The organism is Candidatus Pelagibacter sp. PS_34 (genome assembly GCF_059417845.1).
Genome location: NZ_CM182068.1, coordinates 176052 through 192924 on the forward strand (window position 1 = coordinate 176052; position 16873 = coordinate 192924).

A 16873-nucleotide genomic window follows, 5' to 3' on the forward strand; every position below is an offset into this window, starting at 1 on the left:
CAATAAATATTAAAAAATATAAAAAAAACAATACAATATTAAATATAGGTAGATTAAGAAAGCAAAAGGACCACTTTACTCTTCTTAGAGCATTTAAAATTTTTTCTAATAAAAATAGAAATTACAGATTAATTATTTTAGGACATGGGAATTTAAAAAATAAATTAAAACAATTAACAAAAAATCTTAATTTAGAAAAAAAAGTAATATTTAAGGGTTGGGTTAAAAATCCTGATAAATATTTAAAAAAATCAAAATTGTTTGTATTAAGTTCAGTTTATGAGGGCTTAGGAAATGTTTTACTTGATGCAATCAACTTTGACACTCCTTGTGTTTCAACAAATTGTCCTAGTGGACCAGATGAAATTTTATTGAATGGTAGAGGAGGTTATCTTGTAAGGCCAAATTCACCACATGAACTAGCTCAAAAAATGTTATATGCAATAGACAATTATGAGACTTCAAATAACAAAAATAAAATTGCAAAATCTAAGTTAAATCGTTTTTTAATCAAACAAAATTCAACTTATTATTTTAATCACCTACTAACTTTTTTTAATGATAAAAAATAAAGTAAGCATAATAATTCCATTTTACAAAAATATTACTTTGTTAAAAAAAACTTTATCTAGTGTCTTTAAGCAAGATTACACTAACTATGAAATAATTATTATAAATGACAATAATACTTTAGAAAACATATCATTTTTAAAAAAACTAAATAAAAATAAAAATAAATATAAGATTAAAATTATTTATAATAAAAAAAATTTAGGCGCTGGTTTTTCAAGAAATAAAGGCATCAAGGCTGCATTAGGTCAATATATTGCCTTTTTGGATAGTGATGACACATGGAAAAAAAATAAACTATCCTATCAGCTAAGATTTATGAAAAGAAAAGGATATCTTGCTTCTCACACCTCTTACAATTTGGTAAATTTAAGTGGGGAAATAATTTCTAAAAGAAAAGCTATAGATCTGAATTATAGAGAACTTTTAAACTCTTGTAATATTGGACTTTCAACTGTTATTTTAAATAAAGATATTTTAAAATTTACAAATAATTTTCCAAAATTAAAAACAAAAGAAGATTATGTATTATGGTTAAAACTTTCCAAAAAGGGTATAATCTTTCATTCAATTGATAAATATCTCACAAATTGGACAAATGCTTCTAACTCACTATCAGAGTCTTCTTTTCAAAAAATTAAAGATGCTTTTTTAGTTTATTATAAATATTTAAACTTTAGTATATTAACTTCAATATTAAAAACCTTAATTTTATCAATTAATTATATCAAAAAAAAATGATGCTTTATTATTTCAAAATTTGTTTAATAATTTTTTTTAGTTTTTTTGTATTAAATTTACTTTCAAATAAACTTTTAATTTTAAAAAGCAAATTTTATTCCCCCCATCAAAAACTCGTAGGTACTGAATCGGTCCCATTAATTGGAGGAATTATTCTTTTTATCAGTCTTTGTTTTACCCCAACTTTTAATGATGAATTAATTATTTATTGTAGTTTCGCCCTATTGGTTTTGGGCATTCTTTCTGACATCGATTATTTAAAATCTCCATTTACAAGGCTAAGCCTACAATTATTAGTTATAATAATTTTTCTCTTCTTTTCAGAACTAAGAATTAATGATTTGAGAATTGATTATTTAAACCTAATTTTTTCAAATTATTATTTAGGACTTTTTTTTTCAACCTTTTGTTTATTGATAATTTTAAATGGATCTAATTTTATTGATGGTTTAAATGGATTGAATCTTGGTTATTTTTTTATAGTTTTAATTGTTTTACTACTAGCTTCAATTTTTAAAAAGTTTAATATAAATTATGAGTCTGTAGTGCCTCTTATAATAGTGATATCTTTTTTATTGATTCTCAATTATTTAAATTACCTATATATAGGTGACTCAGGTGCTTATTTGATTGGTTTTGTGATTGGTATTTATATTTTAAAAATACACACGGCAAATCCATTAATATCGCCATACTTTTTTGCTTTATTACTTTGGTATCCTGCTTTTGAAAATTTTTTTTCTATATTGAGAAAAAAAATTCATAGATATGAATCAACTCTTCCAGATACAAAGCATTTACATCAGTTAATATATAGGTATTTATTTAAAAAGAATTTTAGATATAGTCAGTTTTCTAATCAAATTTCTTCTATCTTAATAAATGTTTATAATTTATGCATTTTTTTATTTTCAATAAATTTTTTAGATAAAACATTATATTTGTGCATATTAATAATTTTTAATATCTTTATTTATTTATCTGTTTATTCTGCATTAAGGGTAAAATATTAGTTCTTTTTTGGTAGCATAAATGAGTAATTGAGCCAAAATAATGCTGCGCTAAATGTTGTAAAAAAACTTCCTGAAGGAATTATTGGTATTAAAGTTGCTATTACGAAAAGTAATCCACTCAATTGAAGCTTCCCCCCTTTTTTTAAAAAATATTTAAATGAAAAATAAATATTAAAAGCTAATATTGAAATGAAAAAAATGTATCCGACCAATCCCAGTTCTGCAATCACTTCAAAGTGTATTTGATGAGGGTGTATAGAGGCATTCTTACCATATTTTTCTTTTTGAACCTCTAAGCGATAGTTTTTAAGACCTACACCAAAAAATTTATGATTTTTGAATACTTCTATGGCAACTAAATAGTGAGACCCATAATCTGTGTTTAGTACAAATTTTACAGGGTTATTAAATGCTGGTTTAATAAAAAAATTCCAATACCTATGCTTATACCATGAGTTGTTAAGTATAATTAATGAAAAAATTCCAAGCGCTATAGAAATTGATATAATTTTTTTTAGTAAATTTTCCTTATTTATTAAAAAAATAAAAATGATTATCATTATAAATACTTTAAAAAAATTAGATCTTTCACCAATCATTAGTGAGATTGATATTGATAAAATTACACATAACCAAAATATATTGTAATTAAAATAAGTGACGTTTTTACTATAAAAATAATTATGTAAGTTACATAAAAATATCAATATAAAAGCTGAATAAAAATGACCTATCTTTAATTCTTGATTTAAAAAACCACCTAATCTTCCAGGCATATAAGAACTAAATCCTAATATATTATAGCCTAAAATATATTCAAAAATTAAATCAAAACTTACAATAAAAAATATTATGGTCCATGAGTTTAATATTAATTTTCTTGCATCATTATCTATTTCATTAAAAAAATATCTTATTGAGAATGTAAAAATAATAAACCTGATAAAACCGAAAGATCTTGAGATGGATCCCTCAAAATTAAGTGAAAAAAATAAATTTATAATTAAGTATATCCAAAATATTAACAATGAGTAAAAAAATTTATTATTAAGGTAATTAAAGTTTTTTGTGACATATAATTTATATAAAAAAAATACATCAATTATAACAATAACAATATTAATAGCACCCGAGCCTAGTAGTAACACCACAGGAAATAGAGAAAATATAGAAACAAAAAAAAAATTTATTCTGTTATTATTAAAAGCACTTAAAAGACTCATTTCTTAAATAAAAATTTTAACATCTGTATTAATATAATAAATCCATCTCTAAAGGCATTAACTTTTTTAGTTCCAGCAAACCTTTTTCTTTCATAACAAGAAAATGATTTAATTGTCATATTATTTTTTTTTGCTTTGATTGGTAGTTCAACACAAAAAGCAAAATCTTTTTTTTTAAGATTTAGTTTCTTTGCATTAACCGTTTTACCCACAACAAAAGTGTATAAAATATCTGTTATTTGCAAATTAAAAAAAATATTTCCAATAAGTGTAAAAATTTTATTTCCTATGAGAGTAATAATTGTATCATCTTCACTTCCTGAGTTATCTTGATATCTAGAGCCAAAAATAAAGTCAGATCCAGTTTTTTCTAAATAATTTATCATATTATATATTTCGGTAGGCATAAAAGAACCATCGGCATTGAATATGCAGAAATATTCAGTTTGAGTTTCATTAATACCATTGATAAGAGCATCTCCGTAGCCTAAATTTTTTTGATAAATAATTTCGACATCATAATTTCTTATCGCATTGATTGTTTCAAAATCATCAGATGATAAAATAATTTTTTTCTCACAATTTAGCTCTTTGATTTCATCCAGAACCATAGGTAATGACTCACTCTCGTTTTTTGCTGGAATTAAAAGTGTTAAATTTTTCATTTAAAGCGTAATATATCAAGTTTTAATAAATTTATATAAATATAAAAAAAAATAGTAAAATAAATATTCTATTGTTTTTTTTCACATAAACGTTAAATGTATTCCCATAGTAGATGCTATAAATATTAGTTTGATTAGAAATACTTCTTTTAATAGAATTTGATATATTTTATACTCTTAAGATATTTAATAGTAAAAAATTATATTATTTAATTATCGTTCAAAATACTTTACATTAATTTTAACTAATACCTTTTCACTGTAAAAATGGCAATTAATATTATAATAATTTATTTCTCTTATATATTCTTATCATTTTCAGTAATTGGGTATGGAAATTTATTTTCTAATTTAATTTTTAAAAAAAAATTAAATTATGGCTTTTTAGGTTTATTAGGAATTTTTATATTAATATTATATTCATACCTGAGTCATTTTTTTTATCCACATAATGCACTCCATAATTTAATATTCATGTTTTTAGGATTTGTTAGTTTTTTTTTTAATACCAAAAAAAACTTTTTTGAAATTTTATTAACACTATTAATATTTTCAATTTTGTTTATTTCGATTATTATTTTTAAAACCCATGATGATTTTCCTTATTATCATTTTGGTTATAGCCACTATCTCACTCAATCAAGTCTAACAATTGGAATTGGAATGTTTAATCATGGTTTTAGAACTCCTTCAGCAATATTCTATTTAAATTCTTTATTTTATTTACCTTTAATTAAATATTATTTTTTTCACTTACCTGCTATTTTAATACTGGGATATGCAAACATTGTATTTATTTGTAATTTAAAGAAAAATTTTAAAAAAGAAAATATTAATTTTGTAAGTTACTTTATTCTCTTAAGTATTTTATTTATAAATATTTTTTTCTACAGAATAGCCGAACATGGAACAGACAGGTCGGCACAAATTTTACTTTTAGTTGTTGTGGCAGAGCTACTAGCATTTATATTAATTGGTGAAATAAAAAATGAAAAACTATCAAAGATATTTTTATTAATTGCATTAATTGTATCTTTTAAAGCTTTTTATGTACTGTATGTAGTTTTGTTAATCCCAATTATATTAATATTAAAAAAAAAATTAGAAATAAAAGAATTTTTTTTATTATTATTGAAAAATAGAGGGTTACAGCTCTCTTTATTAATGTTTGTTTTAATTTTACTCACTAATTTTTTTAATACAGGTTGCTTAATTTACCCAGTGAATCAAATATGCTTTAGTAATCTTGACTGGTCTATACCAAACTCTGAAATTATAAGAATGAAAGAGTGGTATCAACAGTGGTCAAAAGCAGGTGCAGGACCTGATTTTAGAGTGGACAATCCAGAAATTTATATACAGAGTTTCAATTGGGTTGGCCATTGGATTGACGAGTATTTTTTTAATAAAGTTCGTGATTTTTTACTGGGCATTATTACACTAATGTTAATAGTTGGCTTAACATTCCATACTAAAAAAAAAATTACCTCAAGGATAAATAATAACATTTTATTATTATTATTTTTTTTAGTCATGTTATTTTTTGAATGGTTCTACAATCATCCTTCATTAAGGTATGGTGGCTATACCTTAATAGCTTCAATATTTTTTATTATTGCATCCATCAAATTTGAAAGTTTTGTTATTGACAAAAATAAGATTAAAAAAAAATTCATTTATTTAGTGGCATTTTCATTTTTGATTTTTTTTTGCAGAAATGCAGTAAGAATAAATAATGAAATTTTACAATATAACTTTAATCCTCTTAAGAATTTTTCATTTAGAGTAACAAATCATCATTACAGGATAGAAAATGGAATTAATGAATATATTGAAAATTATAAAAATTGTAAGTTAAGAGAAAATAATTGTAAAAAAGATATGTTACCTAAGATTGAAAAAGTTTTTAATATATATAAATTTAATATTAATTAATTATGCAAAAAATAATTTTATTAGTTATCAATTTCTTTGATTATTTTCATAAAATAAAAATTATTAATTTTTTAAAAAAAAATAATAAAAGTTTTGAAATTTTGATAGATGTTGGGGCACACATAGGTGAAACCATTGAATTATTTTCAAAAAATTTTTTTATAAAAAAAATTTATTCATTTGAAGCAAGTCCAATAAATTATGAATTGTTAAAAAAAAAAGAAAAAAAATTTATTAAAATCAATAAATATACAGAGATTGTACTAGAAAATATGGCTTTGGGCGCTAATAATACCACCAAAACATTCAAACAATTTAATGAAAGTTCATCATCAACATTTAAAAAAATAGATAAAAATAGTAAATATTTTAAAAAAAAATTCAAATTATTAAACTATTTTAGTAAGGAGGATGCATACTATGAATTTGATATTAGGGTTCAAAAGCTTGAAGACTATATAGTTCATAAAAATCTAACAAGAATTGATTTTTTAAAGATAGATACTGAAGGATATGAATATGAAATTTTACTTGGATTAGGGAATAAAATAAGCCTGGTTAAAATTTTAATGTTTGAACATCATTATGATAATATGATTATCAAAAATTATACTTTTACAGATATTAATAATTTTTTGAAAATGAATAATTTTAATCAAATATATAAATCTAAAATGCCATTTAGAAAAACATTTGAATATATTTATAAAAGAGAAGAGTTAATAAATTGAAAGACATTAAAGTATCAGTACTAATTGCCAATTATAATAATGAGCAGTATTTAACTGAATGTATCGATTCTATAAAAAAACAAACCTATCAAAACGTTGAAATAATAATTCATGATGACGCATCATCTGACAATTCCATTAAAAGAATAAATAAATATAAAAATATTAAAATTATAAAGAATAAAAAAAGAGGCAAATATGGCTCTTATAACCAAATGAATGCATATAATAGAGCTTTTAAAATAAGCAATGGTGAGATTATATTCTTATTGGATAGCGATGATTTATTTAGCAAAAATAAGATTAAAAATGTAATTAATGCATTTTCAAAAAATAAAAAAATAACCTCATTATTTGATCTTCCAATTTATAAATATAAAGAAAAATTAAAATTTATCAAAAATAAAAAAAAATTCGTTTCTAATTATTGGCCTTATATTCCTCCACAAAGTTGTATCGTCATAAAAAGAGAAGAATTTAAAAAAATATTTAATAAAATAAATTTTAATTTATTTCCAGATATATGGATGGATTTTAGAATAGGTCTATATCTAAAATTTATTAAAAAAAACTTTTGTGTTTTGGATGAAAACCTTACTTATTATAGGCAATCAGAAGAAATGATTTCAGCAAATTTTAAGTTTTTATCATTTGAATGGTGGAAAAGACGTAAACAAGCTCATGATTATGTAAAATATTTTTTTTTTAAAAATAATATACGTCATTTAAAAAATTTAGATTACCTATTAACAAATTGCATTAATTTTTGTATGAAATGAATAAAAAAATATTAATTATTGGTCAAAAAGGGCTTATCGGTAGTAATTTATTTAAATATTTTAAAACTAAGAAAATAGAAGTTTACTCCCTCAGCTTTGAAAGCTTCCTTAAAACCCAAAATAAAAATATTAACAAGTATGATATTATTATTAACTGCACATCTAATCAAAAATTTATTGAAAATCAATATCAAACTAGAAACGATAATGATCTAATAATTGCAAATAAAATTATATATTCAAAAACAAAATTAGTTATGTTGAGTACTAGAAAAATTTATAAAGCTAAATTTAACATTAAAGAATTAGATAAGAAAAAACCAAATTGTAATTATTCAAAAAATAAGTTGATATCAGAAATTTCAGTAGAAAAAATTCTGGCCAATAGAGTTTTAATTTTGAGAATTTCAAATATTATCAGCCCTCCAAATAAGAATAAGAGAAAACTCCACAAAACTTTTTCAGACATTTTTTTTGAAATGGCAAAACGTGGGTTAATTTATAAAAATAAAAAAACATACAAAGACTTCATTTCTATTGATAAATTCAATCAAATAGTTTATGAATTAATAAATAAAAACTCTTTTGGATCATACAATCTCTCTTTAGGAAAAAAAATTTATATAAATCAATTGATTGAGTGGTTGAATTTTTATAATACAAAAAGAATAAAAACTATTAATCCAAAAAGTAGTTTCAATAACGATAGTTTTACTTTAAATAACAAGAAGCTTATGCATAAGATTAAAATTAAAAATGATGTTATAGAACTTAAAAATGAATGTTTGAAAATAAGTAAGAGTTTTTTTTTTAAAAAATGAAAAAAAAAATAGCATTAATATTTGGAATTACAGGACAAGATGGCTCTTATCTTGCTGGTTTTTTACTTAAAAAAAATTATATAGTTCATGGTGTAAAAAGAAGGTCTTCCTCATTTAATACTGGTAGATTAGATCATCTTTATCAAGATCCTCATGAAAAAAATAGAAAGTTTATTTTACATTATGGTGATATTACTGACGCTATATCAGTATCATCTATAATAAAAAATATTAAACCTGATGAAATTTATAATCTAGCAGCACAATCACATGTTGCTGTTTCTTTTGAGGTTCCAGAGTATACTGCCAATGCTGATGGAATTGGCGCTTTAAGAATATTAGAAGCAATTAAATTTCATGCACTTGAAAAAAAAACAAAATTTTATCAAGCAGGAACATCAGAGATGTTTGGTAAAGTTGCTGAAATACCACAAACTGAAAAAACTCCATTTTATCCAAGAAGCCCTTATGCCGTTGCAAAAGTTTATGCGCATTGGATAACAGTGAATTATAGAGAGGCTTACAAAATTTTTGCTTGTAATGGTATTTTATTTAATCATGAAAGTCCTGTTAGAGGTGAAACTTTTGTCACTAAAAAAATAGTTATGGCCCTATGTAAAATAAAATTAGGTAAACAAAAAAAATTGTTTTTAGGTAATTTAGATGCAAGAAGAGATTGGGGACACGCAAAAGACTACGTTGAGGCAATGTGGAAAATGTTGCAAAATAAAAAACCTCAAGATTATGTAATTTCCACTGGCAAACAATATTCAGTTAAAAATTTTGTTAATTTAGTTTTAAAAGAACTTAATATAAAATATCACTGGAAAGGAAAAGGAATTAATACAAAATGCTATGATGATAAAGGCAATTGTATCATTGAGTGTGATAAAGAATATTTTAGACCTCTTGAAGTTGATACTTTGCTAGGAGATTCAAGTAAGGCAAGGAAAGAGTTAAATTGGAAGCCTAAATATGACATTACTAAACTAGTAAAGGAAATGGTAATTGTAGAATTAAAAAATATATCCTTGTGATCGATTATAATTCTAAAATTTATGTAGCAGGACACAATGGTTTAGTTGGAAATGCAATTCTAAGAAAGCTAAAAAAAAAAGGATACAAAAAGATTATAGTGGCTAATAGACAAAAATTAGATCTTACTAATCAATTAAGTGTTCTTAGGTTTTTAAAGAAAAATAAACCGGATTTTATTTTTTTGGCAGCTGCAAAAGTGGGTGGCATATATTCAAATAATAAATATAAAGCAGATTACTTATACGAAAATCTAGCAATTCAATTAAACGTCATAAATGGGGCTTATTTATCAGGAATTAAAAATCTTATATTTTTAGGATCCAGTTGTGTTTACCCAAAAAACTGTAAACAGCCTATAAAGGAAAGTTATTTATTGAGTGGAGAACTTGAACCAACAAATGACTCTTATGCATTAGCAAAAATTGCTGGGATTAAAATGTGTGAAAGTTACAATACACAGTATAAAACTAACTATAAGTGCTTAATGCCGACAAATACATTTGGGCCGAATGATAATTATGATGAGTTAAATTCACATTTTTTTCCCGCACTTATTAAAAAAATTGACAAATTAAAAGATAGTAAAAAAAATACGCTGATTTTATGGGGCAATGGAAAAGCTAAAAGAGAGGTTATCCATGTGGATGATATTGCTAATGCATGTGTTTATTTTATGAATAAAAAAAAAAACCAACACTTATCAATATTGGAACTGGTAAAGACTATTCAATTGAGTATTATGCAAAATTAATTGCAAAAACAATCCTACCAAAAAAAAAAATTATCATTAAATATGATTTATCTAAACCGAATGGAACCAAAAGAAAGGTTATGGACGTGTCATTGGCTAAAAAATTAGGATGGAAACACAGCATTGATCTTAAAAAATCTATATTAGATACTTACCAGTCATATAAAAAAGAAAGTAAGTTAAGGCAATGAAGAATACTATTGTTGTAACAGGAGGAGCTGGATTTGTTGGCTCTAACCTAATTACATTATTGCTAAAAAAAACAAAATATAAAATTATTAGTATAGATAACTATTCTACTGGTAAAACAAAAAATCATTTAAATGATCAAAGAGTTACATATGTAAAGGGAAATACAAAAAATATTAGCAAGATATTAAAAAAAAAAATAAATAAAATAAAAACAGTTTTTCATTTTGGAGAGTTCTCTAGAATATATCAAAGTTTTTTAAAGATGGAAGAATGTATTAATTCTAATAATATTGGCTCGCATGAAGTATTTAACTTTTGTCTATCAAATAAAATAAAGCTTATATACTCAGCAACATCAGCTAGTATTGGAAATAAAGGGAACGATAAAAACTTATCTCCATATGCATTTACTAAAGCAAAAAATTTGGAATTATTAGAAAATTTAAAAAAATGGTTTAATTTTAAATTTGAAATAGTTTATTTTTATAATGTTTATGGACCAGGACAAATAAAAACAGGCCCAATGTCAACTGTAATAGGGATATTTGAAGATCAGTTTAAAAAAAAAATACCATTAACAATAGTAAAGCCTGGTTCGCAATCTAGAAGATTTACACATATCCTTGATACAGTTCAAGTATGCTATTATGCATGGAAAAAAAATGATTGTAAGCACTATAGCATATCTAGTAGAAAAAGTTATACGATTATTGAAGTTGCAAAATTGTTTAATAGTAAAATTAATTTTCTTCCACCCAGAGAAGGTGAAAGATACGCTTCAGCTTTAACGACTATGAACTTGTCAAATAAAGTTTATAAAATGTTTGGAAAAATCAATCTTAAAGATTACGTGGCAAATATTGTTAAAAACTCTTAAAAAAGACTAGAATTCTTTGTTTACAATATATTTATTTTAGGTATAACACTCTCGCCGGTGATTATTGCGAAGGGGTAATACCCGATCCCATTCCGAACTCGGAAGTCAAGCCCTTCAGCGCCAATGGTACTTTGTCTTAAGACACGGAAGAGTAGGACATTGCCGGCTATAAAAAAATATTATGAAAATTAAAAGCTCGTTAAAATCACTTAAAAAAAGAGATCTTAATTCTAAGTTAGTTAGAAGAAGAGGAAGAGTTTACATAATCAATAAAACAAACCCAAAATTTAAAGCAAGACAGAAGTAATTTTTATGGATAATCAAGACCATAAGAATACCTGGAATAATTTCACAAAATTTGTGTTGTGGGGAACTGTCGCTGTTATAGGTGTTTTAGTTTTAATGGCGATATTCTTGCTGTAGAGTTCTCGTATGAGAATTGCTTCAATTTTAGAAAATCAATTAGTAGAGAAAAGAATTGCTATCACTCCTGAGATTGCAAAAAAATATATAGCTCTTGGCTTTCAAATTACATTAGTTGAAAAATATGGTGAGCATCTAGGTTTTAATGATATTGACTACAAAGAGTTAGGTGTTGAAATTTCCACTAATGAAACAGAAATATTAAGTAAAGCTAATATTATTATTCAGTTAGGCTTATTATCTGATGAAAATCTTTTAAATTTAAAAGAAAACCAAACACTTGTCGGAGTATTCAATCCTTATGCTAATAAAGAAAAAATAGAAAATTTATCAAAAAAAAATATTAATGTTTTTTCTTTAGAAATGTTACCAAGAATTACTAGAGCCCAATCAATGGATATACTTTCTTCTCAAGCTAACCTTGCTGGCTACAAAGCAGTAATAGAGTCATTTGCAAATTTTGAAAAAGCAATACCAATGATGATGACAGCAGCAGGTACAATTCCAGCAGCAAAAGTATTAGTGGTTGGTGCAGGCGTTGCTGGTCTTCAAGCTATTGCAACTGCGAAAAGAATGGGCGCAATAGTTTTTGCAACAGATGTTAGAATGGCATCAAAAGAACAGGTCGAAAGTTTAGGGGGAAAATTTTTAACAGTAGAAGGTTCTGAAAATCTTGAAACTGAAGGTGGCTATGCAAAGGAAGCTTCAGAAGAATTCAAAAAAAAACAAGAAGATCTTTTAGCTGAAACTTTAAAGAAAATTGATATTGTAATATGTACTGCTTTAATTCCGGGCAAAAAAGCTCCATTAATTATCAAGGGTTCCATGATTGACAACATGAATTCTGGATCAGTAATTTATGACCTGGCTGCAGTTCAAGGTGGAAATGCAGAATTTACTGAAGTTGATAAAACTGTAGTTAAAAATGGGGTAAAGATTATGGGAGAAACAAATATTCTAAATAAGCTCCCTGTTTCGGCTTCGAACCTATATTCAAAAAATGTATTTAACTTTGTGTCCAATTTATATGATAAAGAAAATAAAAAGATTAATATTAATTTAGAAGATGAGATAATTGAGAAAACTTTAATAAAATAGTTTTATGGAAATAGACCCTTTTATATTTAGATTAAGCATATTCATTTTATCAATTTTCATTGGTTATTACGTTGTGTGGAGTGTAACTCCATCTTTGCACACACCATTAATGTCAGTTACTAATGCTATATCGTCAGTAATTATTGTTGGTGCTATAATTGCAGGTTTAGCAGGAAGCTTAGACAATGTCTTTACCGTTTCTAATATTTTAGGATTTTTAGCAATATCGCTTGCAGCTATTAATATATTTGGAGGATTTTTGGTCACTCAAAGAATGCTTCAAATGTATAAAAAGAAGAAGAAAGACAAATAATTATGTCAGCAAATTTATCAGCAATATTTTATTTAATTTCAGGAGTTTTATTTATATTAGCATTAAGAGGTCTTTCATCACCAGAAACTTCAAGACAGGGTAATTTTTTTGGAATTTTAGGGATGGTTATAGCCATCACGGTTACTTTTTTATCTGTTGGAAGTTTTTCTAGTGGACTGATTTATGTACTAATTTTTTTACTAGTAGGTGGACTTATAGGAGCATTCATAGCTTATAAGATACCAATGACTGCTATGCCAGAGTTGGTAGCAGGTTTTCATAGCTTAGTTGGATTATCAGCGGTTTTTGTTGCAATCTCAGCTTTCTTAAACCCTGAAGCATTTAATCTAGGATCAGTAGGTGCTATTAAACTTGCAAGTTTAATTGAAATGTCAATCGGAGCCGCAGTTGGTGCTATAACATTCTCTGGCTCAATAATTGCTTTTTTAAAACTTCAAGGAATAATGTCAGGGTCACCAATCACATTTAAGGGACAGCATTTTCTTAACGCTTTATTATTAATTTCAATTCTAATTTTAACTTATTTACTTTGTTCATCACAGACATCTAATTTTTTTTGGATATTAATAGCAGTTTCGTTCTTAATTGGATTTTTATTAATTATCCCAATTGGTGGAGCAGATATGCCAGTAGTAATTTCAATGTTAAATTCATACTCTGGTTGGGCTGCTGCAGGAATTGGTTTTACTTTAGAAAATACAGCATTAATTATAACAGGTGCTCTTGTTGGATCTTCAGGTGCAATTTTATCTTACATAATGTGTAAAGGCATGAACCGTTCATTCTTTAATGTAATTTTAGGTGGATTCGGCGCAACAGAACAGTCGGCATCAACTGGAAATAAAGAACAAAGACCAGTTAAGAGTGGTAATGCGGAAGACGCAGCATTCTTAATGAAAAATGCATCATCAGTTATAATTGTTCCAGGTTATGGTATGGCAGTAGCTCAAGCACAACATGCATTAAGAGAAATGGTAGATACATTAAAAAAAAATGATATTAAGGTTACTTATGCAATTCATCCTGTTGCAGGAAGAATGCCAGGTCATATGAATGTATTATTAGCTGAAGCAAACGTACCTTACGATGAGGTTTTTGAACTTGAAGAAATTAATAATGATTTTGCTAATGCAGATGTTGCATTTGTAATTGGAGCAAATGATGTAACAAACCCAGTTGCTAAAACAGATCCTCAAAGCCCAATTTATGGAATGCCTGTTCTTGATGTTGAAAAATGTAAATCAGTATTATTTGTAAAGAGAAGTTTATCTCCTGGATATGCAGGAATTGATAATGACCTATTTTACAAGGAAAACACATTAATGTTATTTGCTGATGCTAAAAAAATGACTGAGGATATAACTAAAAATCTTTAAAAATTAATGATAACAAAAATATTTTGTGACATTGCAGAATTAGATCAAATAAGAAAGTTTAATAAGAAAAAAATTGTAAAAGGTTTTACGACCAATCCTAGCTTAATGAGGAAAGCTGGAGCAAAAGATTATAAATCTTATTCAAAGAAAATATTAAAAATTTGTAATAATAAACCTGTTTCATTAGAAGTATTTGCTGATGATTATATGGGAATGAAAAAACAAGCTCTTGAGATTAATACCTGGGGGAAAAACGTTTATGTAAAAGTACCAGTTGCTAATTCTAAAGGTGTTTTTATGGGTAAAATTATTAAAGAGCTTAACAATTTAGATATTAAGCTTAACATCACAGCAATATATAGCGCAAAACAAACAGAAAAAATTCTAAAATTAATTAATAATAAAACCAAAGTTATAATTTCAATATTTGCTGGTAGAGCAGGTGACGTTGGTAAAGATCCGGTTCCAGAATTTAAGAAAAGTGTAGCAATGTCAAAGAAATTTAAAAATGTAGAGATACTTTGGGCTAGCGTCAGAGAGCCATATAATTACTTACAAGCAAAACAATTGGGTTGTCATATTATAACCATCCCACCAACAACTATTGAAAAAATAGAAAATTTTGGAAAAACATTTGATCAACTTACCAAGGAAACAGTTAAAGCTTTTTTAGTTGATAGCAAGAAATCTAAATTTAAAATTGACAATAGTGAAATTTAAAATTTTAACCTTTAAAAATGTTTCGTTTTTTCTTTTCTTTTATTTAACACTAGTAATTGGTTTTTTTTTTGGTGAAAATTTAAACTATGGATCTTATGGTGATTGGATTGGAAGCAATCGTGAGCCTATAAAGGATTTCTCAAATAACTTTACTTATACATTTTTAAATTTTGATAGCTATGGACACCGACACTCACCAGTATATCTAATATTTTTATCATTGTTTTTAGATTTAGGACTTGATCTCAATCAAATTAGACTTGTTCACTTACACCTTTGTATTTCATTAATAATAGTTTTTTATCAATGTCTAAGATTATTATTTAGTAATATTAATAATGATTACCTTTTTCTATTATCCTTAATTATTTTTTTGTCTCCAACATTTAGATCTCTAGCAATTTGGCCTGATAGTAGGCTCCCAGGTTTAATTTTTTTTGTTTTAACAATATATTTTTTTTTAAAATTTAGAAAAACTGACAACCTTAAGTACACTTGGTACACCTGTATTTCACTTGTGGTATCATCGTATATAAGTCCTAATTTCTCAGTTTTTTTTGTATATTTTTTTTTCTTTTTTCTCAAAAAAGTTAAATTTAGAAAACTAAGCTTTTTGTTGATATTCAATTTTTTGGCATCATTACCGATTTTATATTATATTTTTATTTTAGATGTAAATTTTTTAGCAGCAGGAAAAACCCCAAGTTTAAATAATGAAAGCATCAATTTTAGTTTCAATTTATCAGATAAGTTAATGATTATTAGTTCGATAATTTTTTTTCATTTATCACCAATACTGATTATGGATAATTTTTTTAATCAGTTCAAAAGTTTTTTAGATAAAAGATTTATAATAATAGCTCCTTTGGTGGTATGTTTAATTTATTTTTTTAACTATCAATTAAGCTACACTGGGGGAGGAGTTTTTTTTAGTCTATCAAACCTTTTATTTGATAATAATTATTTTTTTTATATAGGATCATTTTTTTTTATTAGTTTTGTTTTATATATTGCATCTTTAAGCTTAAATAATTTTTTTTTATTAACATTACTAATAGTTTCTAATGTTCAAAACACGATCTATCACAAATATTACGAACCTCTAATATTGATAATGTTTTTTACTTTAATAAAATACCCAGGAATAGAAAACTTTCTTAAGAAAAAAAATAATATTTTTTATCTATATCTTTTAAGTGTAATCTATATTTTGATGAGAGTTTTTAAAATTAATTATTTAGTTTAGTTTATTTACAAAAATTGGTTGCGGGGGACGGATTTGAACCGCCGACCTTCAGGTTATGAGCCTGACGAGCTACCAGACTGCTCCACCCCGCGGTATATTTAAATTCTATTTTTAAGCTTATTAAGCTTTTTAACTCTTTTAATATTCTCTTGTAGGATTCTTTTTTTCTTTTCAGAGGGTTTTTCGTAAACACTCTTTAATTTTACCACTTTAAAAAAACCATCACGTTGTAATTTTCTTTTTAAAACTCTAAGAGCTTGTTCAATATTGTTATCTTTAACTTCTATTTTCATAAATATTTTTTAAGAATGTTTAAGTACCATCATATAATTTTGGTGTC

19 protein-coding genes, 1 tRNA gene, 1 rRNA gene and 1 pseudogene are annotated in these 16873 nt (G+C 25.3%); 18 read left to right on the forward strand and 4 right to left on the reverse strand.

What is annotated here, in order from left to right; translation table 11 throughout:
• Positions 1-8 precede the first annotated feature (8 nt).
• Genes AC5SL3_RS00910 through AC5SL3_RS00920 form a run of 3 tightly spaced genes read left to right on the forward strand, consistent with a single transcriptional unit; the run spans position 9 to position 2324 of the window.
• Positions 9-572, forward strand: a complete 564-nt coding sequence (locus AC5SL3_RS00910; protein ID WP_494578778.1) for a glycosyltransferase — start codon at positions 9-11, stop codon at positions 570-572.
• Positions 559-1311, forward strand: a complete 753-nt coding sequence (locus AC5SL3_RS00915; protein WP_494578297.1) for a glycosyltransferase family 2 protein — start codon at positions 559-561, stop codon at positions 1309-1311. Before AC5SL3_RS00910 ends, AC5SL3_RS00915 begins: the two co-directional genes overlap by 14 nt.
• Positions 1311-2324, forward strand: a complete 1014-nt coding sequence (locus tag AC5SL3_RS00920) for an MraY family glycosyltransferase (RefSeq protein ID WP_494578299.1) — start codon at positions 1311-1313, stop codon at positions 2322-2324. Before AC5SL3_RS00915 ends, AC5SL3_RS00920 begins: the two co-directional genes overlap by 1 nt.
• Here AC5SL3_RS00920 and AC5SL3_RS00925 read toward each other — a convergent pair.
• On the reverse strand, positions 2321-3547 hold the full coding sequence (locus tag AC5SL3_RS00925; RefSeq protein WP_494578301.1) for an O-antigen ligase family protein: 1227 nt from the start codon (positions 3545-3547) through the stop codon (positions 2321-2323). The genes AC5SL3_RS00920 and AC5SL3_RS00925 overlap by 4 nt on opposite strands.
• A complete protein-coding gene (locus AC5SL3_RS00930; protein ID WP_494578302.1) occupies positions 3544-4212 on the reverse strand; it encodes a glycosyltransferase family 2 protein in 669 nt (222 codons plus the stop codon). The genes AC5SL3_RS00925 and AC5SL3_RS00930 overlap by 4 nt, the downstream gene beginning before the upstream one ends.
• Positions 4213-4479: 267 nt before the next feature.
• Between AC5SL3_RS00930 and AC5SL3_RS00935 the strand changes: the two genes are divergently transcribed.
• The 15 genes and pseudogenes from AC5SL3_RS00935 (at position 4480) to AC5SL3_RS01005 (ending at position 16533) form a co-directional block, all read left to right on the forward strand.
• Positions 4480-6147 (forward strand): DUF8201 family protein, encoded by a 1668-nt coding sequence (locus AC5SL3_RS00935; protein ID WP_494578303.1) that lies wholly within the window; start codon positions 4480-4482, stop codon positions 6145-6147.
• A gap of 2 nt (positions 6148-6149) precedes the next feature.
• Entirely contained in the window at positions 6150-6878 is a 729-nt protein-coding gene (locus AC5SL3_RS00940) for an FkbM family methyltransferase (RefSeq protein ID WP_494578305.1), read from the forward strand.
• Positions 6875-7657 carry a glycosyltransferase family 2 protein gene (locus AC5SL3_RS00945; RefSeq protein ID WP_494578306.1) on the forward strand — a complete coding sequence of 261 codons (783 nt, stop codon included), beginning with the start codon at positions 6875-6877 and terminating at the stop codon, positions 7655-7657. Before AC5SL3_RS00940 ends, AC5SL3_RS00945 begins: the two co-directional genes overlap by 4 nt.
• Positions 7654-8478: an NAD-dependent epimerase/dehydratase family protein gene (locus AC5SL3_RS00950; RefSeq protein WP_494578307.1), complete on the forward strand. Its 825-nt coding sequence runs from the start codon at positions 7654-7656 to the stop codon at positions 8476-8478. The genes AC5SL3_RS00945 and AC5SL3_RS00950 overlap by 4 nt, the downstream gene beginning before the upstream one ends.
• Positions 8475-9515 (forward strand): GDP-mannose 4,6-dehydratase, encoded by a 1041-nt coding sequence (gmd, locus tag AC5SL3_RS00955; RefSeq protein ID WP_494578308.1) that lies wholly within the window; start codon positions 8475-8477, stop codon positions 9513-9515. The genes AC5SL3_RS00950 and gmd overlap by 4 nt, the downstream gene beginning before the upstream one ends.
• Positions 9512-10458 (forward strand): annotated as a pseudogene (locus tag AC5SL3_RS00960) (GDP-L-fucose synthase family protein). Before gmd ends, AC5SL3_RS00960 begins: the two are co-directional and overlap by 4 nt.
• Entirely contained in the window at positions 10455-11336 is an 882-nt protein-coding gene (locus AC5SL3_RS00965; RefSeq protein WP_494578309.1) for an NAD-dependent epimerase/dehydratase family protein, read from the forward strand. Before AC5SL3_RS00960 ends, AC5SL3_RS00965 begins: the two are co-directional and overlap by 4 nt.
• Before the next feature lie 53 nt (positions 11337-11389).
• A 5S ribosomal RNA gene (gene rrf, locus AC5SL3_RS00970) occupies positions 11390-11504 on the forward strand.
• A 13-nt stretch (positions 11505-11517) separates the two neighbouring features.
• Positions 11518-11643: a type B 50S ribosomal protein L36 gene (gene ykgO / locus AC5SL3_RS00975; protein ID WP_006997331.1), complete on the forward strand. Its 126-nt coding sequence runs from the start codon at positions 11518-11520 to the stop codon at positions 11641-11643.
• 5 nt (positions 11644-11648) lie between these two features.
• Entirely contained in the window at positions 11649-11759 is a 111-nt protein-coding gene (locus AC5SL3_RS00980; protein WP_018413861.1) for an aa3-type cytochrome c oxidase subunit IV, read from the forward strand.
• Between the two features lie 9 nt (positions 11760-11768).
• Positions 11769-12857, forward strand: a complete 1089-nt coding sequence (locus tag AC5SL3_RS00985; RefSeq protein WP_494578311.1) for a Re/Si-specific NAD(P)(+) transhydrogenase subunit alpha — start codon at positions 11769-11771, stop codon at positions 12855-12857.
• Between the two features lie 4 nt (positions 12858-12861).
• Positions 12862-13170, forward strand: a complete 309-nt coding sequence (locus AC5SL3_RS00990) for a proton-translocating transhydrogenase family protein (protein ID WP_494578313.1) — start codon at positions 12862-12864, stop codon at positions 13168-13170.
• A gap of 2 nt (positions 13171-13172) precedes the next feature.
• The gene (locus tag AC5SL3_RS00995) at positions 13173-14567 is read left to right on the forward strand and encodes an NAD(P)(+) transhydrogenase (Re/Si-specific) subunit beta (RefSeq protein ID WP_494578314.1); all 1395 of its coding nucleotides are present in this window, start codon (positions 13173-13175) and stop codon (positions 14565-14567) included.
• Between the two features lie 6 nt (positions 14568-14573).
• Positions 14574-15287 carry a transaldolase family protein gene (locus tag AC5SL3_RS01000; protein WP_494578315.1) on the forward strand — a complete coding sequence of 238 codons (714 nt, stop codon included), beginning with the start codon at positions 14574-14576 and terminating at the stop codon, positions 15285-15287.
• Positions 15277-16533 carry a hypothetical protein gene (locus AC5SL3_RS01005; RefSeq protein WP_494578316.1) on the forward strand — a complete coding sequence of 419 codons (1257 nt, stop codon included), beginning with the start codon at positions 15277-15279 and terminating at the stop codon, positions 16531-16533. The genes AC5SL3_RS01000 and AC5SL3_RS01005 overlap by 11 nt, the downstream gene beginning before the upstream one ends.
• Positions 16534-16548: 15 nt before the next feature.
• Here the strand turns inward: AC5SL3_RS01005 and AC5SL3_RS01010 are convergent.
• Together AC5SL3_RS01010 and rpsU are read right to left on the reverse strand one after the other, a co-directional pair.
• Positions 16549-16625, reverse strand: a tRNA-Met gene (locus tag AC5SL3_RS01010).
• Between the two features lie 6 nt (positions 16626-16631).
• Positions 16632-16826, reverse strand: coding sequence for a 30S ribosomal protein S21 (rpsU, locus tag AC5SL3_RS01015; protein ID WP_006997326.1), 195 nt, complete (start codon positions 16824-16826; stop codon positions 16632-16634).
• Positions 16827-16873 lie beyond the last annotated feature (47 nt).

Coding starts and splice junctions, on each gene's coding strand:
- AC5SL3_RS00930 (WP_494578302.1), bottom strand. CDS start 4,212: ATGAAAAATTTAACACTTTTAATTCCAGCAAAAAACGAGAGTGAGTCA.
- AC5SL3_RS00995 (WP_494578314.1), top strand. CDS start 13,173: ATGTCAGCAAATTTATCAGCAATATTTTATTTAATTTCAGGAGTTTTA.
- AC5SL3_RS00915 (WP_494578297.1), top strand. CDS start 559: ATGATAAAAAATAAAGTAAGCATAATAATTCCATTTTACAAAAATATT.
- AC5SL3_RS00990 (WP_494578313.1), top strand. CDS start 12,862: ATGGAAATAGACCCTTTTATATTTAGATTAAGCATATTCATTTTATCA.
- ykgO (WP_006997331.1), top strand. CDS start 11,518: ATGAAAATTAAAAGCTCGTTAAAATCACTTAAAAAAAGAGATCTTAAT.
- AC5SL3_RS00920 (WP_494578299.1), top strand. CDS start 1,311: ATGCTTTATTATTTCAAAATTTGTTTAATAATTTTTTTTAGTTTTTTT.
- gmd (WP_494578308.1), top strand. CDS start 8,475: ATGAAAAAAAAAATAGCATTAATATTTGGAATTACAGGACAAGATGGC.
- AC5SL3_RS01000 (WP_494578315.1), top strand. CDS start 14,574: ATGATAACAAAAATATTTTGTGACATTGCAGAATTAGATCAAATAAGA.
- AC5SL3_RS00980 (WP_018413861.1), top strand. CDS start 11,649: ATGGATAATCAAGACCATAAGAATACCTGGAATAATTTCACAAAATTT.
- AC5SL3_RS00940 (WP_494578305.1), top strand. CDS start 6,150: ATGCAAAAAATAATTTTATTAGTTATCAATTTCTTTGATTATTTTCAT.
- AC5SL3_RS00965 (WP_494578309.1), top strand. CDS start 10,455: ATGAAGAATACTATTGTTGTAACAGGAGGAGCTGGATTTGTTGGCTCT.
- AC5SL3_RS00985 (WP_494578311.1), top strand. CDS start 11,769: ATGAGAATTGCTTCAATTTTAGAAAATCAATTAGTAGAGAAAAGAATT.
- AC5SL3_RS00935 (WP_494578303.1), top strand. CDS start 4,480: ATGGCAATTAATATTATAATAATTTATTTCTCTTATATATTCTTATCA.
- AC5SL3_RS00950 (WP_494578307.1), top strand. CDS start 7,654: ATGAATAAAAAAATATTAATTATTGGTCAAAAAGGGCTTATCGGTAGT.
- AC5SL3_RS00925 (WP_494578301.1), bottom strand. CDS start 3,547: ATGAGTCTTTTAAGTGCTTTTAATAATAACAGAATAAATTTTTTTTTT.
- rpsU (WP_006997326.1), bottom strand. CDS start 16,826: ATGAAAATAGAAGTTAAAGATAACAATATTGAACAAGCTCTTAGAGTT.